General features: G+C 48.6%; 20 protein-coding genes, 2 tRNA genes and 1 riboswitch. Of the genes, 17 read left to right on the top strand and 5 right to left on the bottom strand.

All coding sequences use genetic code 11. From position 1 onward, the window contains the following. Nucleotides 1–2: 2 nt before the first annotated feature. From purM to B2M23_RS13625, 5 genes are all read left to right on the top strand, one after another. Entirely contained in the window at nucleotides 3–1031 is a 1029-nt protein-coding gene (gene purM / locus B2M23_RS13605; protein ID WP_013379511.1) for a phosphoribosylformylglycinamidine cyclo-ligase, read from the top strand. Next, the gene (gene purN, locus B2M23_RS13610) at nucleotides 1028–1714 is read left to right on the top strand and encodes a phosphoribosylglycinamide formyltransferase (protein ID WP_242945801.1); all 687 of its coding nucleotides are present in this window, start codon (nucleotides 1028–1030) and stop codon (nucleotides 1712–1714) included. The genes purM and purN overlap by 4 nt, the downstream gene beginning before the upstream one ends. A 46-nt stretch (nucleotides 1715–1760) precedes the next feature. Further along, nucleotides 1761–3293 carry a bifunctional phosphoribosylaminoimidazolecarboxamide formyltransferase/IMP cyclohydrolase gene (gene purH / locus B2M23_RS13615; protein ID WP_038350726.1) on the top strand — a complete coding sequence of 511 codons (1533 nt, stop codon included), beginning with the start codon at nucleotides 1761–1763 and terminating at the stop codon, nucleotides 3291–3293. Nucleotides 3294–3311: 18 nt separating this feature from the next. Then, nucleotides 3312–4568, top strand: a complete 1257-nt coding sequence (gene purD / locus B2M23_RS13620) for a phosphoribosylamine--glycine ligase (RefSeq protein WP_038350725.1) — start codon at nucleotides 3312–3314, stop codon at nucleotides 4566–4568. 68 nt (nucleotides 4569–4636) lie between these two features. After that, nucleotides 4637–5878, top strand: a complete 1242-nt coding sequence (locus B2M23_RS13625) for a chloride channel protein (RefSeq protein ID WP_242945802.1) — start codon at nucleotides 4637–4639, stop codon at nucleotides 5876–5878. 57 nt (nucleotides 5879–5935) lie between these two features. Here B2M23_RS13625 and B2M23_RS21455 read toward each other — a convergent pair whose 3' ends face one another. The 5 genes from B2M23_RS21455 to B2M23_RS13650 all read right to left on the bottom strand — a co-directional run bounded on the left by B2M23_RS21455 (nucleotide 5936) and on the right by B2M23_RS13650 (nucleotide 11527). Next, nucleotides 5936–7696: an Ig-like domain-containing protein gene (locus B2M23_RS21455; RefSeq protein ID WP_038350724.1), complete on the bottom strand. Its 1761-nt coding sequence runs from the start codon at nucleotides 7694–7696 to the stop codon at nucleotides 5936–5938. 243 nt (nucleotides 7697–7939) lie between these two features. Beyond that, a complete protein-coding gene (locus B2M23_RS13635; protein WP_038350723.1) occupies nucleotides 7940–9163 on the bottom strand; it encodes an MFS transporter in 1224 nt (407 codons plus the stop codon). 26 nt (nucleotides 9164–9189) lie between these two features. Further along, nucleotides 9190–9888 (bottom strand): ABC transporter ATP-binding protein, encoded by a 699-nt coding sequence (locus B2M23_RS13640; protein WP_038350722.1) that lies wholly within the window; start codon nucleotides 9886–9888, stop codon nucleotides 9190–9192. Beyond that, nucleotides 9872–10579: an ABC transporter permease gene (locus B2M23_RS13645; RefSeq protein ID WP_013379519.1), complete on the bottom strand. Its 708-nt coding sequence runs from the start codon at nucleotides 10577–10579 to the stop codon at nucleotides 9872–9874. Before B2M23_RS13645 ends, B2M23_RS13640 begins: the two co-directional genes overlap by 17 nt. 78 nt (nucleotides 10580–10657) lie before the next feature. Then, entirely contained in the window at nucleotides 10658–11527 is an 870-nt protein-coding gene (locus tag B2M23_RS13650; protein ID WP_038350721.1) for an ABC transporter substrate-binding protein, read from the bottom strand. Between the two features lie 94 nt (nucleotides 11528–11621). After that, nucleotides 11622–11739: riboswitch (molybdenum cofactor riboswitch) on the bottom strand. Nucleotides 11740–11879: 140 nt separating this feature from the next. Between B2M23_RS13650 and B2M23_RS13655 the strand changes: the two genes are divergently transcribed. From B2M23_RS13655 to B2M23_RS13710, 12 genes are all read left to right on the top strand, one after another. Next, entirely contained in the window at nucleotides 11880–12131 is a 252-nt protein-coding gene (locus B2M23_RS13655) for a (2Fe-2S) ferredoxin domain-containing protein (RefSeq protein ID WP_013379522.1), read from the top strand. Continuing rightward, on the top strand, nucleotides 12118–13818 hold the full coding sequence (locus B2M23_RS13660) for a [Fe-Fe] hydrogenase large subunit C-terminal domain-containing protein (protein ID WP_038350720.1): 1701 nt from the start codon (nucleotides 12118–12120) through the stop codon (nucleotides 13816–13818). The genes B2M23_RS13655 and B2M23_RS13660 overlap by 14 nt, the downstream gene beginning before the upstream one ends. Then, a complete protein-coding gene (locus B2M23_RS13665) occupies nucleotides 13818–15044 on the top strand; it encodes a PP2C family protein-serine/threonine phosphatase (protein WP_052237027.1) in 1227 nt (408 codons plus the stop codon). Before B2M23_RS13660 ends, B2M23_RS13665 begins: the two co-directional genes overlap by 1 nt. 108 nt (nucleotides 15045–15152) lie before the next feature. Further along, complete coding sequence (gene rny, locus B2M23_RS13670; protein WP_110060335.1) at nucleotides 15153–16697, top strand: ribonuclease Y; 1545 nt, start codon at nucleotides 15153–15155, stop codon at nucleotides 16695–16697. Between the two features lie 245 nt (nucleotides 16698–16942). Then, a complete protein-coding gene (locus tag B2M23_RS13675) occupies nucleotides 16943–17728 on the top strand; it encodes a TIGR00282 family metallophosphoesterase (protein WP_038350719.1) in 786 nt (261 codons plus the stop codon). 3 nt (nucleotides 17729–17731) lie between these two features. Next, on the top strand, nucleotides 17732–18931 hold the full coding sequence (locus tag B2M23_RS13680) for a pyridoxal phosphate-dependent aminotransferase (protein ID WP_038350718.1): 1200 nt from the start codon (nucleotides 17732–17734) through the stop codon (nucleotides 18929–18931). A 38-nt stretch (nucleotides 18932–18969) separates the two neighbouring features. After that, nucleotides 18970–20403, top strand: a complete 1434-nt coding sequence (gene purB / locus B2M23_RS13685) for an adenylosuccinate lyase (RefSeq protein WP_038350717.1) — start codon at nucleotides 18970–18972, stop codon at nucleotides 20401–20403. Between the two features lie 151 nt (nucleotides 20404–20554). Next, a tRNA-Lys gene (locus B2M23_RS13690) sits at nucleotides 20555–20631 on the top strand. A 239-nt stretch (nucleotides 20632–20870) separates the two neighbouring features. Then, nucleotides 20871–20946, top strand: a tRNA-Trp gene (locus B2M23_RS13695). Nucleotides 20947–21141: 195 nt separating this feature from the next. Continuing rightward, on the top strand, nucleotides 21142–22722 hold the full coding sequence (locus B2M23_RS13700) for an ABC transporter substrate-binding protein (RefSeq protein WP_013379530.1): 1581 nt from the start codon (nucleotides 21142–21144) through the stop codon (nucleotides 22720–22722). A gap of 107 nt (nucleotides 22723–22829) precedes the next feature. Then, nucleotides 22830–23762, top strand: coding sequence for an ABC transporter permease (locus tag B2M23_RS13705; RefSeq protein WP_038350716.1), 933 nt, complete (start codon nucleotides 22830–22832; stop codon nucleotides 23760–23762). Beyond that, the gene (locus B2M23_RS13710) at nucleotides 23762–24679 is read left to right on the top strand and encodes an ABC transporter permease (RefSeq protein WP_038350715.1); all 918 of its coding nucleotides are present in this window, start codon (nucleotides 23762–23764) and stop codon (nucleotides 24677–24679) included. Before B2M23_RS13705 ends, B2M23_RS13710 begins: the two co-directional genes overlap by 1 nt. Nucleotides 24680–24697 lie beyond the last annotated feature (18 nt).

Here is a 24697-nt window from a genome sequence, read left to right on the forward strand (position 1 = left end):
AGATGGCACAAACAGATGCTTACAAGGCAGCAGGCGTAGATGTCGAGGCTGGTTATGAATCTGTCAAGTTAATGAAAGCAGACGTTCAAAGAACGTTTAACCAATATGTTTTATCTCATTTAGGAGGCTTCGGCGGTTTGATCGAGCTGCCCGAGGGCTACAAGAAGCCCGTCCTGGTTTCCGGTACCGACGGCGTCGGCACCAAGCTGATGATTGCCTTCATGATGGATAAGCATGATACCATCGGTATTGACGCGGTGGCTATGTGTGTGAATGATATTTTATGCCAGGGGGCAAAACCTTTGTTTTTCCTGGATTACATTGCCTGCGGCAAAAATTATCCGGAAAAAATCGCGCAGATTGTAAGCGGTGTGGCTGAGGGCTGTGTCCAGGGCGGCATGGCGCTGATCGGCGGCGAGACCGCTGAAATGCCGGATATGTACAGTCTGGATGACTATGACCTGGCCGGCTTTGCCGTTGGCGTTGTCGAAAAGGATGAAATCATCACAGGTCAGAGCATCGCGGAAGGGGACGTTCTGGTCGGCCTGCCGTCCTCCGGCGTTCACAGCAATGGCTTTTCACTGGTGCGCAAGCTGCTTTTTAAGGACCTGAAGATGGATGTCCATACGAAGGTTGACGAGCTGGGCGGCACCCTGGGTGAAGCGCTGCTCACCCCGACCCGTATCTATGTCAAGGCCGTTGAGGATCTGCTTGCACCTTACGGCGTTAAAGGCATGAGCCACGTTACCGGCGGCGGCTTCTACGAAAACATTCCGAGAATGATTCCGGAGGGCCTGTGTGCCAAGGTGGACACCGCTGCCATCGATACCCTGCCAATCTTCAAGTTTATTCAGGAAGCGGGCAATATCACAGATGAAGCCATGTACTCTACCTTTAACATGGGAATCGGACTGGTTTCCGCATTGCCGGCGGATCAGGCGGACGGCTTTGTGCAGGCCTTAAAGGACAAGGGTGAAAAGCCTGTGGTTCTTGGCGAAGTGGTCAGGGGCGACGAAAAGATTATATTATGACAAAAATAGGCGTACTGGTGAGCGGCGGAGGGACAAACCTCCAGGCCGTCATCGACAGGGTTCATCATAAATCGGGCGAAATCGCCGTTGTCATTGCCAACAACGCGGAAGCCTATGGTCTGACAAGAGCGCAGAACAGCGGGATACCAACCGCTGTGGTGCTGGAAAAGGATTTTGAGGATTACGACGCCTTCAATGCCGAGATTATCCGAACCTTAAAGGATAAAGGCGTTGAGCTGGTCGTGCTGGCAGGCTACATGAAGATCATTACCCCGGCCTTTGTAAAAGCCTACCCCAATAAGATTGTCAATATCCACCCAGCCCTGATCCCATCCTTCTGCGGTGAGGGATATTATGGGCTGCATGTGCACGAGGCAGTCATTGACTACGGCGTTAAGGTCACGGGCGCAACGGTTCATTTTGTCAATGAGGAGGCGGACGCAGGCCCGATCATCGCTCAGAAAACCGTTGAGGTTGCGGACGATGACACACCGGAATCCATTCAGAAAAAGGTGCTTGAAATTGAGCACACACTGCTGCCCTGGGTGGTGGAGCAGTACTGTCTGGGCCACATAACCGTGGAGGGCAGAAAAACAAAGATAACCAGCGAACCATTATGGCCAACTGGAATGCGGATTTTAACGGAAGAGGGCAGAAAAACAAAGATAACCAGCGAACAATAGGGTTTGCTGCGGTTTAAATAAATGATTAAAATTTGGAGGAGAAACTATGAGAGCTTTAATCAGTGTATCAGACAAAACGGGTATTGTTGAATTCGCACAGAAGCTGGCCGGTATGGGCTGGGAAATTTTGTCCACCGGCGGTACCGCAAAAGCCCTGCGTGAAGCGGGTGTGGATGTTATCGGCGTTTCCGACGTAACAGGCTTTCCGGAATGCCTGGATGGCCGCGTCAAGACCCTGCATCCCAAGATTCACGGCGGTATCTTAAATATCCGTGATAATGAAGACCATCAGAGACAGATCAAGGAACTGGGCATCACACCCATCGACCTGCTGGTCATCAACCTGTATCCTTTCAAAAACACCATTTTGAAGGAAGGGGTTGCCTTTGAGGACTGCATTGAAAATATTGATATCGGCGGACCGACCATGCTGCGTTCAGCTGCCAAAAACTTTAACGACGTTACGGTTGTCGTAGACCCGGAAGATTACGACGTTGTATTAAACGAACTGGAAAAGGACGGCGCTACCAGCTATGACACCCGTTACCGTCTGGCGTTAAAGGTTTTTGAAACCACTGCGGCCTATGATACCATGATCTCAGATTTCCTCAGAAAGCGTGTCGGCGGTGATGTTTTAAAAGATACCGTCACCATGACCTACGAAAAAGTGCAGGATCTCCGCTACGGCGAAAATCCGCACCAGAAGGCGGCATTCTACAAGGAAATCGGCGTGACCAGGGGTGCTCTGACAGCTGCTGAACAGCTTCAGGGCAAGGAATTATCCTACAATAATATCAACGACACCAACGGTGCCCTCGAAATCCTGAAGGAATACACTGACGAACCGACCATCGTTGCGGTTAAGCATGCAAATCCCTGTGGTGTGGCCAGTGCCGAAACCATTTCAGAAGCCTACAGAAAGGCCTATGAAGCGGACCCAACCTCCATTTTCGGCGGAATCATCGCATCAAACCGTGAGATTGACGCGGATACGGCAAAACAGATGGTTGAAATCTTCCTGGAAGTCATTGTAGCTCCAGCTTATACCGACGAAGCTCTGGAAGTGTTGGGCACCAAGGAAAATCTCCGTGTGCTCAAGCTGGACGATATTCTGTACAGCGAACCAGGCTATGAAACCAAAAAAGTACTCGGCGGCCTGTTAATCCAGGAACGTGATACCAAAGATTATGAAAAGCTGGAGGTAGTCACAGACCGCAAGCCTACCGACAAGGAAATGGAAGACCTGCTCTTTGCCTGGAAGGCTGTTAAGAATACCAAATCCAACGCCATCACCCTGGCCAAGGATAAATGTATGGTCGCCAACGGACCAGGACAGGTTAACCGGATCTGGCCGCTGGAAAACTGCATTGAACACGGCGGGGAAAAGGTAAAGGGTGCTGTGCTGGCATCGGACGCTTTCTTCCCGTTTGACGACTGCGCTACCGCAGCGGCCAAGGCAGGCATTACAGCCATTATCCAGCCGGGCGGCGCAGGACGCGACGCAGACTCCATTAAAGTCTGTAATGAAAACGGCATTGCCATGGTATTTACAGGCATGCGCCACTTTAAACACAGCTAAGCTCAGAGGAGAAACGACATGAAAGTATTAGTAATCGGCTCGGGTGGACGTGAGCATGTGCTCACCTGGAAAATTGCCCAGAGCCCAAAGGTAGATAAAATTTACTGTGCCCCCGGAAACGGAGGCATGGCCAAAATTGCCGAGTGTGTTGACCTTTCGGTGGAAGATATTGACGGCTGCGTAAAATTTGCCAGAGAAAAAGGCATTGACCTGACCGTTGTGGGCCCTGAAGTGCCGCTGGTAATGGGGATGACCGACGCCTTTGAGAAAGAGGGCATGCGGGTGTTTGGCCCCAACGCAAAATGTGCGGAGTTTGAAGGGAGCAAGGCCTTCACCAAGGATTTTCTCCTGCGCCACAACATTCCGACAGCCGCCTACAAGGAGTATACCGATCTCAATGAGATCATGAAAGATATCGGCGTTTACGGATTTCCGATGGTTATCAAGGCCGATGGACTGGCAGCCGGCAAGGGTGTGCTGATCGTAGAAAACGAGCAGGAAGCCAAAGACGGCATTAACATGATCATGGCTGACCATGAATTTGGCGCTGCTGGTGACAAGGTTGTCGTTGAAGAATTTCTGACTGGCCGCGAAGCCTCCATGCTGTGCTTTGTCGATGGCAATGTCATTGTGCCTATGGAAAGCGCCCAGGATTATAAGCGCGCCTACGATAACGATGAAGGCCTGAACACAGGCGGTATGGGTACCTATTCTCCTAACGTTTTGTTTGATAACGCGGTGCTGAACAAGCGCATTGAAGAAACCATTCTGACACCGATTATTGAGGGCTTCAAAGCAGATGGTATGGACTTTAAAGGGATTCTTTTCATTGGTCTGATGATCGAAAATGATATGCCCAAGGTTCTGGAATTTAATGTCCGCTTTGGCGACCCGGAAGCCCAGAGTGTGCTCATGCGCATGGACAGCGATCTGGTGGACATCATGGAAGCCTGTATTGACGGAAAGCTTGCAGACTGTGATATCAAGTGGAAGGATGAAGCCGCAGTGACGGTAGTTCTTGCCTCTGGCGGATACCCGGGACCTTATGAAAAAGGTCTTGAAATCACTGGAATTGAGGATGTGGAAGGCTGCGAAGTATTCCACGCCGGAACAGCTCTCAGGGATGGCAAGCTGGTAACCGCCGGCGGGCGTGTCCTCTGTGTTTCCGCCCTGGGTGACGACCGTGAGGCAGCGAGAGCCAAGGTCTACAGCCAGATAGATAAAATTAAGTTTGACGGTGCACGCTACCGGACAGATATTGCAAAAATGGACTGATGACAGTATAATAAAGGCACGCAATGGGATTTGCGTGCCTTTTTCTGAATAATCTGGAGGAGAGTACCGTGTGGAATAAAATAAAAAAGAATATCGCACTTGGGATATTTATCGCTGTTTTAGGCGCAGTGGTCGGAGCTGTTGTATGGTTTCTGCTGTGGCTGATGAATCTGGGCATTGACTTTTTATGGATCGGACTGCCCGGAAAATTTAATATTCCAGTCTATAACCTGATAATCTGTGGCGTCGGCGGGCTGCTTGTGGGGCTTTTGCAGACAAAGTTCGGTCCCTGTCCCAGCGAGCTCAGTGAAGACATGGCGGCCATCAAACAGGGCAAACGCCTGCCCTACAATAATCTGCCGGTCATCGCGGTCTGCGCGCTGGTACCCCTCATTTTCGGCGGCAGCCTCGGGCCCGAAGCCGGGCTGACCGGTGTGATCGCCGGCCTGTGCTTTTGGCTGGCTGACCGGTTTAAGTATGCCTATGAGGAAGTGGAGGACCTGGCGCAGGTCGGGATCGCTGCCACACTGGGTGTTATCTTTCATGCCCCTCTCTTTGGTTTCGTGAATCAGGTTGAGGACGAAAAGGGCGGGCAGGCTATCCCCAAAAATTCAAAGATCCTATTGTATTTTATCGCCATCTTTGCCGGCTTTGGCATTTACATTCTGCTGTCTGGATTGTTTGGCGGCGGTATGGGGCTTGGCCGTTTTGGGCACATCACTGTCGGGCGCAATGAGCTTCTGGCAATGCTGCCTCTTGCCCTTGTGGGCGCGCTCTGCGGCATTCTGTATTTTTATTTTGCCAAGGGTGTCAAGGTGATAACCGCTCCTCTTGAAAAACATAAGGTGCTCCTGGGAATTATCGGCGGTTTGGTTTTAGGCGGTGTTGGAATGCTGTTGCCCTTTACCATGTTTGCGGGCGAACATCAGATGGGTGAAATGATGGAAATCTGGCAGACCCTGCCCATATGGCTGCTGTTTTTAACAGGGATTGTCAAGCTTTTGATGATCAATATCTGTATCGGTACCGGCTGGCGTGGTGGGAATATTTTCCCCATTATCTTTTCAGCGGTCTGTATAGGCTATGGCTTTGCCGCTCTTTTTCCAATGGTCGACGCGACCTTCTGCGTGGCTGTGGTAACCGCAGCAGTGGCTGGCGCCATTATGCGCAAGCCCATTGCAGTGGTCATGCTCCTGATCATCTGCTTTCCGGTGGATGCCATTATTCCCATGTGCGTGGGCGCCATCATTGCGGCGTCTATTCCTCTGCCTAAGCGATTCCGGCAGATGGCTGACGCTCAGGGAGAATAAAAGAACACATAAAAAACACTCCGCTTTTACAGTAAAGGGAGTGTTTTTTGTTTGTATCTATTCGCTTCTTTTACGTTTGATCAGGGCAATCACACCGATGAGAATTCCGCCGCCGGCAAATAAGCCGATGATGGAAGGAATCATCCAGGCTGGAACATCCCCGTTCATCAGGGCAGCCTGACGGATACTGGTATCCGGGTTGGTGCCTGTAACAGTGGCGGCCAGCTTCTTAATAATATTGCCGTCTCCGCTGCCGCCGTCATTGTAGGTCTGGGTGGTGCCAGCGCCTTCGTTTGAATCCAGTGCTTTTACTTCGATTTCGCAGGTTGCGGTCTTGCCGTTGGCTGTTGTTGCGGTAACGGATGCGGTGCCTTCCTTGATGGCCGTAACCTTGCCGTTTTCATCAACCGTTACGACGCTTGCGTCACTGGAGCTCCAGGTAACATCGGCGTTGGTGACATTTACGGGCTTGACCGTTGCTTTTAAAGTGGTACTGGCATCTGGCTGAATTTTCAGATAGTCATTGGACAGCTTGACATCCGTTGCTGCTACCGGTGTTTTGACAGCTGCGTAGTAGCTGAAATGCGGTGCTTCAAAGGATACGGTTTTGCTGTCTTTGTCTGCTACAGCATTGTCAACAACATTTACTTCATCCTTACTGTCATCAAAATGAACGATTTTGATATCGCCATTATCCTTGTATTTTTCATTCAGATCAAGCTCAACGGAAACAGTTCCGCCTTCTGGCTGTTTTTCTTCATTTGTGGTTTTATCAACGGCCTTGATATCCAGGATTTCCAGAATTTCGGCTTCTGGATCCAGTTTGTTCTTCACTGCCTGATCCGCTTTGTTTTTAACTTCATCGCTGACGGATGAAACCTTTAATTCCGCATCTGGCAGAACCTTGCTGTCCGCGGAGACCTTTACCTGAGTGCCATCCACATCTGCGGTTGCCTCGACTTTTTCAGGCTGAGGCGTGGGTTCAGGAGTCGGCTGAGCAGTTGGCTGAGGTGTTGGCTCTGGGGTTGGCGCTGCCGTTGGCTGAGGGGTTGGTTCAGGCGTTGGTGCTGCAGTCGGCTGAGGTGTTGGTTCAGGAGTCGGCTGAGCAGTTGGCTGAGGCGTCGGTTCAGGTGTTGGCGCTGGAGTCGGCTGAGGTGTCGGTTCAGGTGTTGGTTCTGGAGTCGGCTGAGGCGTCGGTTCTGGGGTTGGTTCTGGAGTCGGCTGAGGCGTTGGCTCAGGATCTGCATTGTCTAACAGATAAATATAACCCAAGAAATTGCCGCCCATGCTGTTGGCATTGTCATAGTCCATATAAAAATCACGATAGCTCCAGCCAGAGTTGGAGGTGATAACCTCATTGCCGTTGACTTCCTCAACAACAGCCACATGGCCGCACCAGCCATTGGTTATTGAGCCGTCCCATACGGCAATGGCGCCTACAGCAGGTTCAGACCCATAGGCAAAACCGCCGCGGCCTTCGTCGTAAAGCTCTTTATTGTCAGACCAGAAATATTTCGCATTGCTGCGGAAACTGCCCCAACCGTTAGGATTGCTGTTCACACGATTGTTTGGAAGGGGATAGCCCAGAATTTCGTAGGCACGGCCCCAGGCGTAGTAGGTACAATTACCTCCCGTCAAAGGGTTTAGCTCAAACGGATTTCCACTGGACTGGCTGTAAGGATAAGAATAATAGTCCGGTTTTTCAGTCCTTGGTGAGAATTCCGCAGCCTTTACGGTCGGTGCAAATTGCAGCGAATAGGCAAACAATAGGCAGACGCATAAAAGCGAAGGAACAAATTTGTGAATAAATTTTTTCATGCTGTGATTCTCCTTCTGAAATGATTTCGTTAAGCATAATAATGTAAAATAATGAAGATCAGTTAACTGCTGGTAGGAAATATTATACCTTATTTCATACCGTATTTCCTTAAAATGTAACGAATTCTTAAAGAAGAAAATCCAATTGTAACAGAATTGCAAACAAAAAATATAGCTGTTGATTTTTAAGTTTTCAATAAGAGGCGTTTATTAAAACAAAAGTCAATTCTAAAAGTTGAATGCCTAATTTTCCTGGGAACGGAGGATTTTATTGTGATAAACGACAAAGCCGCACAGGGCGGTAAGAATACCAGTAGCAATAATGATCAGCCGGACGTCAACCATATCCGCCAGGGGACCAAAGACCGTCATGCCGATCGGAAAGGCTGTGGCGGCCATAATCTGGACAAGACTGAAAACACGGCCCTGCATGGCTTCCTCCACCCGTTCCTGAAGCAGGACGGTGATGGGCGCGGTGATAAAGGGAACGGTTAAGCCCACAAAGAGCATAAACCCTAAAAAAACAAGAAAAACTGGTGAAAGACCGAGCCCAAGACTGAAGATACCACACAGGGTACTGAAGACCATGATGGTGGTTACACGGCTCTTAAAGCCGCCCCAGGCGGCAATGAGGAGACCGCCGATCATGGCGCCGACACTGTAGATGACTTCGTTGGCAGTCAGATACCAGACCTCCCCGCCAAAGGTTCTGGCAATGAGGAGGGGCGTCAAAAAGGCTGTGGGTGTCACTAAAAACATGAGCAGCGCATAAAAAATAAGCAGCACCTTGATAAAAGAATGCCGGTAAGCGTAGAGAATGCCAGTTTTTAAATCGGAAACAGTGCCCGTGTCCTTGGCAGACTCAGCCCGTTTGTGGGGTGGAATTTTGAGGAAAGAAAGCAGAGAAATACCAATGATGGCAGTGACAACGTCAATGAAAAAGGTCGATTCCACAGACACAGTGGCCAGCAGGGCGCCGCTGACTGCCGGAGCCACAATCATGGTCATGTTCTGGAGGCTTCCGTTAAAGCCGGTCACACGCATGAGCATGCTTTTGGGCGTGATCTGCGGAATGAGCGCGTTGACGGTAGGGGTCTGGATACCAGTGCCGACCGAACGGATAGCAGATACCAGGAAGATAATCCATAACTCACGGTAGCCCACGAAAAAACTGAAAGCCAGCCCCAGTGTGGACAGGGCAACCAGAGCGTCGGCGCAGATAATCAGATATTTCCGGTTGTATCGGTCTGCCCACACGCCGGCAAAGAGGGAGATCAGTACCTGTGGAATAAAGGTGACAAGTGTGGAAATGGTCAGCATTATCCCAGAGGTGGTGGTCAGAGTGACATACCAGATAATGGCATACTGGGTGAGTGAAGAGCCGAGCAGGGAAACGGTCTGGCTGGTTAAAAAGAGGATGATCCGTTTTTTCCAATCTTTATCGCGGGTACTGGCTTGCTGGTTCATTGGTTCCTCCTGAGGGCGGCTGCCCTTTAGTTTAAGGTGATAAAATCCTGAATGACCGGATTGTCCGAGGCTTTAAAAGCTTCGACACTGCCGTTAAAGAGGAGCCTGCCGGAATCCATAAAGCTCAGGGTGTCACAGATGCGGTAGGCCTGGCTTGGGTTATGGGTGATGATGATAACGGTCAGTCCGGCTTCACGGTTTCTTTTAATCAGCGCGGCTTCAATAATTTTCAGGCTCTGAGGGTCAATGTTGGCGGTGGGTTCATCCAGAAGCAGGGTATCCGGTGAAAAGGACAGCGCGCGGGCCAGGGCTGTTTTCTGGGATTCGCCGCCGGAAAGCTTTTTGGCGTTCTGTTTTGCGATCTCCTCGATTTTAAATTCTTGCAGCAGCCCCTCGACGATGGGAGCGGCAGCAGCTTTTCCGTACTTGCGTATTTTCAGGGGGTAGGCGATGTTATCATAGACCGACATGGCAAAAAGGTAGGGGGTGTGGCTGGCATAAGTCAGCTTTTTCAGCACAGCTTCATCACCGGGGAGGCCGTTGTAGGTGATGGCGCCGCTGGTGGGCGCGAGAAGCCCGGCGACAGATTTCATCAGCGTGGTTTTTCCCGAACCGTTAGGGCCTAAAATCCCGTGAATTTTCCCGGATTCAAGGCACAGGCTGTCCAGTGACAGGACGGTTTTTCCGTGATAAGTTTTGGTGAGTTTATCAATCGCGATTTGCATAAGGATCTCCTACCATATATTTGTACAGGATTGAATTGGTCACAAAGGAGATGACCAGCAGAATAATGCCCATGGCGATGGAAACCGCGTATTCGCCCATGTTATTGTTCATGGCAATAAAGGTGGTCATGACCCGTGTATAGTTTTTGATATTGCCGCCCACGATCATCACAGCGCCGACCTCGGATACAGCCCGCCCAAAGCCGGTGACCAAAGCGATCATGATGCTGGCCTTAAGCTCCCGGATCAGCAGGAAGAGAATATCCCGGCCGCCAGCCCCAAGGGTTTTTCCCATGGTTACCACAACCTGGCCGTTGACGGTGGTGTCGTTAAACACAATGCCCATAATAATAGGCGTAACGAGGATCACCTGGGCGATGATCATGGCGGTGGGCGTGTACATGAGCTTTAAATGCCCTAAGGGGCCGGAGCGGGCGAGTACCAGTGAGGTGAACAGGCCGATGATGACCGGCGGAAAAGACATAAAAGTGTAGAGCAGCCGGGATACGATCCGCTTTCCCCTGAATTCCTTAATGCCGAGCAGGATGCCCAGGGGCACGCCGAGAACGGTGGAATAAATGGTGGAGGAGAAGGATACGTATAAGGAAAGCCCGACAATCTGGTAGATTTCCGGGTCGCCGGAGATCAGCAGATGGAAGGCCTCGATGAAGCCATTGATAATATAATCCATAGGAAACCTCGTCAGTCTGTCAATTCAAAATCAGCGCCCGAAAAACGGACGCTGACAAATTCTAAATTCAGTTAATGCTTATTTGCTGGCGTTTGGCACAAAGGTTGGTTCGCCATTGATTTTATAATCGGCGATGGCCTTTTGCGCTTCGTCGCTTAAAATCCATTCCTGGAATTTTTTGGCGCCGTCGGTATTCAGCTCAGCACTGACCTTGTCAGGATTGACGACAATGACTCCGTACTGGTTATACAGGTTATCGTCTTTTTCCACAACAACCTCAAGATCCAGATTATCCTTCATATTTAACCAGGTAGCGCGGTCAGACAGGGTATAGGCTAATTTTTCATTGGCCATTTTCAGGGTATCGCCCATGCCAGAGCCGGATTCGATGTACCAGGGCTGTCCTGCCGGGGTAACGCCTGCTTTTTCCCACAGGCCCAGCTCTTTGGTATGGGTACCGGATTTGTCGCCTCTGGATACAAATTCAGACTGGGTTTCAGCAATGGTCTGGAAGGCTTTTACCGCGTCGTTTGGAGCGACTTCTTTCAGTTTTGCCGGGTCATCCTTACTGCCCAGAACAATGAAGTCATTGTACATAACGTCAAAACGTTCGATGCCATAGCCTTCCTTGACAAAATCCTCTTCCTGAGATTTTGCATGAACCAGAAGCACATCGGCTTCTCCGTTTTTGCCCATTTCAATGGCTTTACCAGTTCCAACGGCCACAACCTTTACGGCAATGCCGGTTTCCTCTTCAAACTTGGGCAGGAGCACATCAAGCAAACCGCTGTCCTGTGTGCTGGTCGTGGTGGCCATAATGATTTCACCGTTGGAGCCTGGCTCCAGCTTTTCGGTTTTAGCAGTATTGTTGCTGCTGCATCCTGCCAGGCCGATGACCATGGCCAGAGTCAGCAGCGCGGCCAGAACCAGTGTCAATTTTTTTTTCATTTCTCTTCCTCCTTGATAATGAAAATTAAATATATAAAAGAATAATCTTCTATACCATTGTAATTTGCGAGGAGGAAATAAACGCAGACCGCACGTTTAGTTTACCAACTATCCTTCTCACACTGGAAAGCACAGCCGTTTCCCGCTGCACTCTGACGATTTTGAATCCATGGATTGACTTTAGGATAAAAAATTCGGATAGATAAATCTTTAAAACGATTTCGATATGACTATTTTAACAGAAAATGGCGAAGAATTCAAGCGGCAGTACTAATTGACAAGGGCTGTCAGGCGTGCTAGGATTAATCTGTCAGAAAAACACAGGGATTAGAACAATATTGAGGAGTAAAAAATGAAAGAAATACATATTTGCATTGGCAGTGCCTGCCATGTCAAGGGTTCCTATCAGGTGGTACAGCGCTTCAAGGAGCTGGTGGCCGAACGGGGCCTCGAAAATGAAGTGGAGCTGATGGGTACCTTCTGTCTGGACGCCTGCAGCGACGGGGTGGCTGTCAAGGTTGACGATCATATTTATACGGTTAAGCCAGAGGGCGTGGACCAGCTGTTTGACCAGATAATGGAGGGAAATAATGGGTGTCATTAATTTTACAAAGGCAAGCTGCCGGAATTGCTATAAATGTATCCGATACTGCCCGGTAAAGGCCATTAAGCTAATGGACAATCAGGCTCAGATCGTTGAGGACCTGTGTATTGGCTGCGGTAACTGTTTTCGGATTTGTCCGCAGAATGCCAAATATGTGGCCAGCGATGTGGACAGCATCAGGCAGTGGCTGGAGGAAGGGCCGGTGGTTCTGAGTTTGGCGCCGTCCTTTCCCGCCGGGTTTAATGCAGAAGACCCCCTGCAGGTGCTGAGCGGACTCCGGGCTTTGGGATTTACAGTGATTGAGGAGACCGCCATTGGGGCAGAGCAGGTCTCAAAATACTATGCCAAGGATTACTGGGGGACAAAACGCCATGTGATCACAACCTCCTGTCCGACAGTTAACATGATGATTGAAAAATACTATCCCGATGTGGTGGAATACCTGAGCGAGGTGGTATCTCCCATGACCGCTCACGGTATGATGCTGAAGGAAAAGTATCCCAACGCGAAAGTTGTGTTCGCAGGGCCCTGCATCTCAAAAAAGATGGAAGCCGTCGACGCTGCCAGGCCGATCATCGACGGAGTGCTGACCTTTGATGAGCTGGATGTGTGGTTTAAGGAAGAAGGCATTAATGTATCCGATATGCCTACAGGCGGCTTTGACGCGGCTGGCTGTAATGTGGCGCGGTTCTATCCGCTGGCCGGAGGTGTGGAAAAAACCAGTATACCAGGCGTGCAGGGCGTCCGGCGGGTCATAAAAATTGATGGCCTCAAAAACTGCCGTGACTTTCTGGATGATATCGGTAAGCTGGAGGGCCAGTACTGGATCGAAATGAACGCCTGCGTCGAGGGCTGTGTCAACGGCCCGGGCAATACCCACAGCCCTCTGGTCAAGTATGAGCGGATCGAGCGTGTGACAGATTACATTAATAATAATGCCCGCAAAGACCCGGAAGCAGCTGAGCAGGCGCCGGATTTCAGCCGTGGCTTCGCTGTTGAGAAGAAGGACCCCTTTGCGGGTGTGCCGGAGGAAGCCATTGAAGAAATTCTGCGGCAGACAGGAAAGTTCACCCCGAAGGATGAGCTGAACTGTGGTACCTGCGGTTATGACAGCTGCCGTGAAAAAGCCGCGGCAGTTTACTGCGGCATGGCGGAGTTAGACATGTGCCTGCCCTTTATGCGCAACCGCAACGAGGCCATCTCTAATCTGATTATCGCGTCGACACCAAACGCCATCGCGGTGCTGGACAAGGATTTCAGGATTGTTGATTTTAACGGGGCGGCCGAAAAGCTGTTCAAGACCGCCAAAACCGATGTGCTGCACAAAAATTTCGTTGAAGTCTTTGACTACAACCCGTTCAAAAAGCTGGACAATGTCGAGGGAAATTACTACAGCGGCCGGGGACTCTACACCCGCGGCAATATCCATTTTATGGAAATTCTGACCTATATCCCAGGACAGAAGATGTACATGGGAATATTTGTGGACATCTCCAGAGAGATCAAAAAGGAACGGGCATACCAGAAAATGCAGGAAGAAACCCTGGACATGGCCCAGAAGGTCATCGACAAGCAGATGCGTGTCGCCCATGAAATCGCAGAGCTGCTGGGTGAAACCACTGCCGAAACCAAAGTTACACTGACCCGGCTGCAAAAGGTTGTAGGAACAAGAGAGGAAGAACAATAATGGCTTTTTTTGTCGATATTGCCCATGACAGCATCAATAAGCACCATCAGGAGCTGTGCGGTGATAATGTGGAAATCCGCATCAACGATGAGAGCGTGATCGTTGTTCTGGCCGACGGGCTTGGAAGCGGTGTGAAGGCCAATATCCTGGCGACCATGACCTCCACCATTGCGGCGACTATGCTGGAGGATAAAATGTCGCTCAAGGATGTGGTAGAGACGTTGGAGGCCACCCTCCCGGTCTGCCAGGTTCGGAAACTGGCTTACTCGACCTTTACCATCGTCCAGGTTTACTGGAAGACCCGGCGGCTTTATATTGTTGAGTTTGACAATCCGCCCATTGTCTACATCCGGGACGGGGAAATATTAGAGCTTGAGCGCCACCCCATCGAGTTCCAGGGCAAACAGATCTACGAAACCACCATGAAAATTGAGGAGAATGATGTTCTCGGCTTTTTCAGTGACGGCGTGATCCACGCCGGGGTGGGAACCCTGCTCAATTTCGGATGGCAGTGGGAGGACGCGGCCGACTATCTTCTGGCACGCACCTATGATGAGAAAATGGTCACCTCAAAGGATATCTCCATGCGGATGATAGAGACCTGCAACGACCTGTACGGCGGCGAGCCCGGTGACGACACAACGGTTGTGGTGATGAAGGCCGAGGAGCACCAGTATGTGACGTTGTTCTCAGGTCCTCCTCTGGACCGCACCAAAGACCAGATGATCAGGGAGATTTTGGACGAAGCCAAAGGCACAAAGGTAGTGTGCGGCGGCACCGCCAGCAACATTGTGTCGCGGGAGTACGACGAGAAGATCGATATTGATCTTGACACCATGTCGGAACGGGTACCGCCGGTTGGCCGTATGAAATCCATTGACCTTGTGACCGAAGGGGTGCTGACCATCCAGGAAACAGTCAATATCATTGAGGATTATATCCACAAGCGCCGGGGTCATGAAGTCTTTGAGGGAAATAACGGCGCGTCCATTCTGGCAGATCTGCTGGTAAACCACTGCACCCATCTCGATCTGATTCTGGGCAACTCCATCAACCCGGCCCACCAGAACCCGGATTTTCCCGATGCGCTCAGCTCAAAGTGGAAGATCACCCAGCGGCTCATCGATTTGCTTAAGGAGCTCAACAAATCTATCAATATTGTGTACGTGTACACAGCCGGCCTGCGGGCCGGCTTGTTTAAGTTGTACTTAAGCGGTAAAATATAAACTTCTAACATAGCATTGATTCTTGACACTAAATTCAAAAAAGTATAAAATAGACTTTATAATGAGTGTCTAAAAAAACAATAATAACAAAATATTTACTTTAGGGAGGTGAATGTTATAGACATATTAACTATATGCTTAATCGTTGGTATAGTCATTGCCTTTGGCGTTGGGTATTTTATCCGAAAAAACGTTGCTGAGGGCAAGATAAATAGTGCTGAAGAAACAGCCAAGAAAATCGTAAACGATGCAGTCAAAGAGGGCGAAGCCCAAAAGAAGGAAATGCTGTTTAACGCCAAGGAGGAATCCTTAGCTTTAAAGGAAGCCATTGAAAAAGATAACCGCGAGAGACGCGCCGAGCTCCAGAAAACGGAAAACCGTTTGATCCAGAAGGAAGAAAACCTGGATAAGAAAGCGGCGAATCTCGAGCGCAATGAGGACAAGCTCGAAAGAAAAAACAAAGAGCTTGATAAGAAACAGGAAAAACTGGACAGCCTCTATGAAGAACAGGTCAAGGAACTGGAACGTATTTCAGGCATGACCTTTGAGGAAGCAAAACAGATTTTACTGGATGATGTTGCCAAGGAAACCCGCGCCGAAGCGGCGGTAATGATCCGCCAGATCGAGGCAGAATCCAAAGCGACAGCAGACAAAAAGGCCAAAGAGCTGATCGCGCAGTCCATTCAACGCTGTGCGGCAGACCATGTGGCAGAAAATACCATTACCGTGGTCAACCTGCCAAATGATGAAATGAAAGGCCGTATTATTGGCCGTGAAGGCCGTAACATTCGTACACTGGAAACCTTGACGGGCATAGACCTGATCATTGATGATACGCCGGAAGCCGTTATTCTTTCCGGTTTTGATCCGATCCGGCGTGAAGTAGCCCGTTTGTCACTGGAAAAACTGATTATTGACGGACGAATCCATCCAGCAAGAATTGAAGAGATTGTAAAAAAATCTCAAAAAGAAATGGATGCTCAGATCAAGGAAGTTGGAGAACAAGCCTGTTTTGACACAGGTATCCACGGATTACATCCCGAAGTTGTCAAGCTGTTAGGACGTCTGAAATACCGTACCAGCTACGGCCAGAACGTGCTCAAGCATTCCATTGAGGTTGCCCACCTGGCAGGTCTGATGGCCGCTGAGCTGGACGCCAACGTTAAAATTGCAAAACGCGCAGGTTTGCTGCACGATATCGGTAAAGCCATCGACCATGAGGTTGAAGGAAACCATGTCGAAATCGGCGTAAACCTGTTAAAGAAATACAAGGAAAACAAAAATGTGATCCACGCGGTAGAGGCCCATCACGGCGATGTGGAAGCCACAACCATTGAGGCTGTGCTTGTACAGGCTGCTGACGCCATCTCGGCCGCAAGACCCGGCGCCAGGAGAGAAACACTTGTCTCCTACGTGCAGCGGCTGGAAGAGCTGGAAAAAATCGCCACCTCCTTTGATGGTGTCGAAAAATCTTTTGCAATCCAGGCTGGGCGTGAAGTGCGCATAATGGTCAAGCCAGATTCTGTCAACGACGATGATATGATGATGCTGTCTCGTGATATTGCCAAGAAGATTGAATCTGAAATGGAATATCCAGGGAATATCAAGGTCAACGTCATCCGAGAAACCAGAGCCGTAGAGTATGCTAAATGACGCTGAGTCCAAATTTCAAAGAAATTTGGCAGCGAACAGGAGTGTAAGCGGGTGAGCGGCAACGAAGCTAACGCAGATGACGAAAAAATCATCCTGAAAGGATGGAAAGATTTTTGAGGAATCTGTGCTCCGATGTAGAGTCCAAATTTCAAAGAAATTTGGCAGCGAAGCGATTAAAAACTAAAAAGGGGAGGGGCAAAGCCCCTTCCCTTTTATTTATTCATGAAAAGAAGACTGGAGTAACGATGAAAATATTAATGATTGGCGATGTGGTCAGCCGGCCGGGGAGAACGGTGCTCAAGGAACAGCTGGGCGGCCTGATCGAGGAATATCAGATTGATTTTACCATTGTCAACGGCGAGAACGCTTCCGGCGGAAACGGCATCACCGAAAAAAATGCCAAAGAGCTGTTTAATCTGCCTATTGATGTCATGACCATGGGCAATCATGTCTGGCAGCAAAAAGAAATGGTCAATTATATAGAGAAATTTCCAAGGATTATAAGACCGCTCAACTATCCGGACCCCTGCCCGGGCAAGGGCTATGATTTTTTTGAGCACAATGGCAAAACCATCTGTGTGATGAACCTGTCCGGACAGATCTTTATGCCGGAGCTGGATTCCCCCTTTAACCTGTTCAGCCGCGTATGGCCGGAAATCGAAGGCAAATTTGATCTTTTGATCGTGGATTTCCACGCCGAGGCCACCTCGGAAAAAATTGCCTTTGGGTATTATCTGGACGGAAAAGCCTCCATTGTGGTGGGAACCCATACCCATGTGCAGACTGCGGATGAGCGGATTTTGCCCGACGGAACCGCCTATATTACCGATTTGGGCATGACAGGCCCTTTAAATGGGGTCATTGGGGTGGAAAAAGACATTATTATAGGTAATATGGTGACCAAACGGCCAGAGCGTTTTGTCATCGAAAAAGCGCGCCCCTGGCAGATTAACGGGATCGTGGTTGAGATTGACGACAAGACAAACCAGCCGGTTAAAATCGAACGGGTATACCGGATTTATGAGGAGTAGACAATGAGAGCAAGAGTAGCAGAAAAAGTAGAAAACTGTATTGATTCCCTGACATTGAGCCTGTCGGAAAAGGCAAAGGCTTTTCGTGAAGCAGGTGAATCGGTCGTGAGCTTTGGAACCGGCGAGCCCGATTTCACCACGCCGGAGTACATCTGTGACGGCGCTAAGGCCGCCATCGACGCCGGACACACCAAATATGACGCAGTGACTGGGGTAGCGGCGCTGCGCAGTGTTATTGCCAAAAAGCTGAAGGAAGATAACGGCCTGAGCTATGGCATGGATGAGATCATTGTCAACAGCGGCGCCAAGAGCAGCCTTTCTGTGGCTTTACAGACGATTTTGAACCCCGGGGATGAGGTTATTATTCCCAAACCCTACTGGGTCAGCTATACAGAAATGGTCAAGCTGGCAGGCGGCGTACCCGTAGTGGTGGATACAGACCCTGAAAATGCCTTTAAAATGACCGCAGAGCAGATGAAAGCAGCCATTACAGATAAAACCAGGGCTATGATGCTAAACACGCCTGTAAACCCCACAGGGGTATTATACAGCCGTGAGGAGCTCCAGGCTCTTGCGGATGTGGCAGTGGAAGCAGATATTCTGGTAATAGCCGATGAAATCTATGAGGAATTTGTCTATGACGGCCATAAAACCGTCAGCATTGCTTCTTTGGGAAAAGCGATCAAAAATAACACCATTCTGGTCAACGGCTTCTCAAAAACCTATGCCATGACTGGCTGGCGGCTGGGCTACGCCGCAGCGCCCGCGGACATTATCGCGGGCATGAAGCGGATTCAGGGGCATACAATTTCCCATCCCTCGACCATTACCCAGTACGCGGGGATCACTGCGCTTGAGGAAAAGGGCGAGGTAGTGGATGCGATCATCCGTATTTTTGACGAGCGCCGCAAAGCCATGATGGCCCGGCTGGACAAAATCCCACAGCTCAGCTATATCTATCCCCAGAGTACTTTTTATATTTTTGTGGACATCCGCCGGGTTATCGAGGATAATAGATACGGAATTGCGTCTGGATATGAATTTTCACAAAGGCTGCTGAACGAGCAGAAGGTGGTTACCATACCGGGTGAGGCCTTTGGTGTTACAGAGCATATCCGTTTATCCTTTGCCACTTCGATGGAAGAGATTGAAGAAGGATTTGACCGGATCGAAGCGTTTTTAGCATCGGCATGCCCTGCATGACCGCATTAATATATAAATAGGAGAAAGAGAGTAAGAAGATGAAAGAATTTTACGAGAGTCCACTGATTGAACGCTATGCGTCCAAGGAAGTCTGCCGGATTTTTTCTGCCGATAACAAGTTTTCAACCTGGCGTAAGCTTTGGGTTGCTCTGGCAGAAGCTGAACAGGAGCTGGGACTGCCCATCACCGATGAACAGATTGAGGAGTTAAAATCCAAGATTTATGATATTGACTATGAAACAGCTGCCAGAGAAGAAAAAATCCTGCGCCATGACGTGATGGCCCATGTGCACACCTATGGGGAGCAATGCCCCAAGGCTAAGGGGATTATCCATTTAGGCGCTACCAGCGCGTATGTGGGGGATAATACAGACATTATCACCTATACGGAGGGTCTGGTGCACATCCGCAAGTGCCTGCTGAACCTTATCAACGCCCTGACCCGGTTCGCGCTGGAATACAAAGACCTGCCGACATTGGGCTTTACTCATTTTCAGCCGGCACAGCTGACCACTGTGGGCAAGCGCGCCAGTCTCTGGATACAGGACCTGATGATCGACCTGGAGGATCTGGACCATCTCATCAGCATCGTGCGCCTGCGCGGCGCCAAAGGCACCACCGGCACCCAGGCCAGCTTTATGGACTTATTTGAAAATGATCAGGAAAAGGTAAAACAGATCGACAGGCTGGTAGCTGAAAAAATGGGCTTTAAGGCAACCTATGCTGTCACTGGGCAGACTTATCCCCGCAAATTTGACAGCCAGGTTCTGGCAGTGCTCAGCGGTATTGCCCAGAGTCTGAGTAAGTTTGCCACAGACATTCGTTTACTCCAGCATCTGAAGGAAGTGGAAGAGCCTTTTGAGAAAACACAGATTGGCTCGTCAGCCATGGCTTACAAGAGAAACCCCATGCGTTCCGAGCGTATCTGCTCGCTGGCGCGCTACATCATTGTCGATTCTCTGAATCCGGCCATTACGGCGGCTACCCAATGGTTTGAAAGAACCCTGGACGATTCTGCCAACAAGCGTATTTCCGTGCCGGAAGCATTCCTGGCGGCGGATTCCATTATTTCCATCGCCATCAATATTTCTGAAAACCTGGTGGTTTATCCAAAGGTGATCCATCAGCATATCATGAATGAGCTGCCCTTCATGGCTACCGAAAATATTATCATGGAAGGCGTGAAAAACGGCGGAGACCGTCAGGATCTTCATGAGAAAATCCGGGTGCTCTCCATGGAGGCCGGCGCGACCGTCAAGGTTGAGGGCAAGCCCAATGACCTTATCGAACGCATTGTGGCGGACGGCACCTTTGGGATTAAAGAAGAGGACATCGAAAGCATTCTCGATCCTTCTTTATATATTGGCCGCGCGCCGCAGCAGGTGGTGGACTTTATTGAGGAAGAGGTACAGCCTGTACTGGATGCCAATAAGGACCTGCTGGACATGACTGAAATTGACCTGAAGGTGTGAAATCCCGAAACAGAGCTGCCCGCTGCGGCAGCTCTGTTTCGTCAAATTGCACACCGCGTAAAAAAAATAAAAAAAATTTAAAAAAGTACTTGCATTCCCGTATCGATATGGCTATAATATACGAGTACCTTAAATCTGAGGTCACACAAATGGGCCATTAGCTCAGTTGGCTAGAGCACCTGACTCTTAATCAGGGTGTCCAGGGTTCGAGTCCCTGATGGCCCACCATTTTATAATAAAGTAATCAAATTTAAGCATTACTAGAAATTAAACGAGTCTTATATGGGACTCGAACCCCGTGGGGGTTTGAGTGTGAAAAAAACCAATTGGTTTTTAGCGAAAATCTCCGAGGTTTTAAAAACCGAGGAGGACAAATGCGCAGCGTTTGTGTCCCTGATGGCCCACCATTTGAATTTAATACACGAATAACACCAGTCGCTTTTGCTATGCAAAAGCCATTTTACTGTAGGGGTATAGCTCAGTTGGTAGAGCAGTGGTCTCCAAAACCACGTGCCGAGGGTTCAAATCCTTCTGCCCCTGCCAAATTTAATCATAAACTCTAAAATTGGCTAAGACAGCCGACTTTTAGAGTTTTTTTATATTCAGCTTTAGCCAAGAAAATTGACGTATCTGTTTTTTTATATTATAATAACCAACGGTTTGTAGCATTTTTTAAACAAGTTTTAAGGATGCTGCTTATCCATATACTCAAAATAAAAAAAGAGAGAGGACGAAGAAATGAAGAGTGTAAAAAAACTTTTTGCTCTGCTGCTTGTAGCCGTACTTGCCATCGGTATTGCAGGCTGTGGAACCGGTGGAAGTTCTTCTGGGGGAACATCTTCAGACGGTAAGATCCGTGTAGCAATGCAGGATCCTAATGTGCCGATCGACCCACAGAAACAGACTAGTAGTTATTTAATGATGGTTGCTGACCAGATCACACAGCCATTAATCAGCCTGAAAAATGATGGTACATTAGCACCAGAATTGATCAAGGAAATGCCAAAAATCTCTGATGATGGTTTAACCTATTCTTTTGAATTGAAGGATAACGTTAAATTCCATAATGGAGAAACTGTGAAAACGTCTGACGTTAAATATTCCTTTGAACGTTTATTAACCGAAGGTGTTATGGGCTCTATGATCGACCAGATCGTGGGCGCACAGGCATTGATTGACAAAACAGCTACCTCCCTGGAAGGTTTTAAAATTATCGATGACCAGAAGTTTGATATTGTACTGGAACAGCCTTTCAGTCCATTTACTTCTACGATTGCAACAGCTTACGTAGCCATCTATCCAGAAAAGGCCTGTAAAGATGCGGGCGCAGACTGGGGTAGAACAGTGCTTTACGGTACTGGCCCATACAAAATGGACAGCTATGTTGCAGGACAGGGAATCGAATGCTCTAAATTCGATGACTATCATGGCGAACCAGCCAAAAATGCCGGTGTTTCTTTCAAATTTATGGAAGATGCCAACACACAGGTTATGGAATTCCAGAAGGGCAACATTGATATTGTTCAGTTAGACGCTACCTTATACCCACAGTATAAGGACAATGCAGACATCAAGGACAGCATTCACTCCTTCATGCCAATCGGGGAAATCTACTTAACACCGAGTGTTGAAATGATCCCTGAAGTTAAAGTAAGAGAAGCTTTAAGCTATGCGATCGACAGAGAAGCGATCTGCAAAGATTTATTAAACGGCACTGCTGTTCCGGCTAAGACTTTCCTTCCAGAAGGCCTGATCGGATACAATGAATCAGCACCTGCATATGAATATAATCCTGAAAAAGCAAAACAGTTATTGGCAGAAGCCGGATATCCGAATGGTTACACCATTGATGTGCCATTATCTTCAAAATATCCATTCAAAACCAAAATTGCAACCGCTATTCAGGACCAGGCACGCGCAGCTGGCTTTACACTTAATTTAAGCGAAGTTGACGGCGCTGCTTACAATGATATGGATTTAGGCGGACAGATTCCATTGGGCGTCAGCAACTGGTATGTTGATTACATTGACCCGGATGGAATGATTTATCAGCGTTTTGCACCGATCGTTACAATGACACATTCAAGTAAATATCAGAATCCTGAATTTGATGCGCTGTTGAACGAAGGCCGTCAGATTACCGACGAATCAAAACGTCAGGAAATCTATTCAAAGGCAGATCAAATGATTACACGTCAGGATTACGCTGCTATTCCGATTTGTCATGAAACCAAATATTATTTGATGAACTCTGCAGTTAAGAATTTTGAAGTTACGGATATGTTCCGTTTCCATTTTGAAACAGCAGAATTATCCTAAGTGATATAAAGGGTTATTTATAAGTTTAAAGACACGGTAGGACAACTCGTAAGGTTTTGTTCTGCCGTGTATTTTAAATGGTATAAATTAAAAAGGAGGAAAACAGTTTGGGTAAATATATCCTAAAAAGACTTGGGCAGACATTGCTGGTTCTTTTCGCTATCAGTATTATTGTCTTCTTATTGATGAATGTGCTGCCCGGTGACCCTGTAGCGTTGATGCTTGAAAAACGTGCAGATCCTGCAACTGTTGAGCAAGTGCGTCATTCGTTAGGATTGGACAAACCTTTATTCCAACAATATTGGGATTTTCTCGTTGGAATTTTTCATGGTGATTTGGGGACTTCTTATTTCACAAAAGAGCCGGTTATGGAAACATTAACCCGCAGCTTTTTCATTACGCTTCAGTTAGCAGCATGTTCTTTTGTCTTTGCCGTAATTATTGGGGTGACTTGTGGAATGCTGGCTGCTATTTACAGAGGTAAAGCACTGGATTCAACATTAATGACACTCTCTATCGTAGGTATTTCCGCACCATCTTTCTGGGTTGCCATTATTCTACAGATTATCTTCGGCCTACAGCTTGATTTACTGCCGATTTCCGGGTTTTCATCGCCCATTTATTTTATCCTGCCGAGTATTGCGCTCGGGACGCGGTACGCCGCATCCATTGCCCGTATTACACGTACGAGTATGCTGGACGTTATCGGACAGGATTATATCCGTACCGCCAGGGCAAAAGGGGTAAAGGAAAGTGTTGTCATGTGGAAGCATGCCTTCAAAAACGCCTTGATCCCGATTGTTACCTTATTGGGGACACAGCTTGGCTACATGCTTGGCGGCTCCATGCTCATTGAAAAAGTATTTACAATTCCAGGAATTGGTAATGTTCTGGTTACAAGTCTCAATAACCGTGACCTTCCGCTTCTGCGTGGCGCCATGCTCTACGTGGCCGTTGCCTTTGTACTGGTAAACCTTCTGGTCGATATTTCTTATGCATTCATTGACCCAAGAATTCGAGTTACGGAGGGTAAAAAATAATGAAGACACCAAATCTTGGATATAAACGAAACAACTATGCTGAGGAGAAAACAGGGCAGGAAATTGTTGTCCAGTCAAAAAGCTACTGGAAAGACAGCTTCAACCGCCTGAAGAAAAATAAGGTAGCCATGGTCTGCATGGGGATCATTATTATTCTGGCGCTTGTTGCCATTCTGGCTCCGCTTATCTCTCCCTATGATCCAAACCAGCAGAATTTGGCGATCGCCCTTCAGTCACCTTCAGGTGAGCACCTGTTTGGAACCGATGAATACGGCCGTGATATTTTATCCCGTGTTATTTACGGTACCCGTGTATCCCTTTCAGCAGGGATTATTGCGCAGATCATTGCGACAATTTTGGGTGTTACTCTTGGTTCACTGGCGGGCTATTACGGCGGTAAGGTGGATACTGTTATTTCCAGAATCATGGAAATCTTCGCAGCTTTCCCAGACCTGCTGTTAGCCATGGCAATTATGTTTGCGCTTGGTACTGGTCTCACCAGTCTCTTTATCGCTCTTGCGGTAGTTAACTGGGTACAGACAGCCAGAATGGTCCGTGGGCAGGTTATGCAGCTCAAAGAAAAGGAATTCGTTGAAGCCTGTATTGCCAGCGGCGGCAGCGGTTTCCGCATTATCATAAAGCACATGATTCCAAACTGTATTTCAACCATTATTGTATTGATAACCCTTGGTATTCCAAGTGCGATTCTGACCGAGGCATCATTAAGCTTCCTCGGTATTGGTATCCAGCCGCCAGATCCGAGCTGGGGTTCCATGATCAGCTACGCGCAGCCATATATCAACAGCGACCCGCTGTATAGTATATTCCCAGGGATCGCCATTATTATCACAGTAATTTCCTTTAATATGTTCGGTGACGGCCTCAGAGACGCCCTCGATCCGAAGTTGAAGAATTAAGATCAGAAAGCGGTGATT

Origin of the sequence: Eubacterium limosum, from assembly GCF_000807675.2 — a bacterium.
In the GTDB taxonomy this organism is placed as follows: Bacteria; Bacillota; Clostridia; order Eubacteriales; family Eubacteriaceae; genus Eubacterium; species Eubacterium limosum.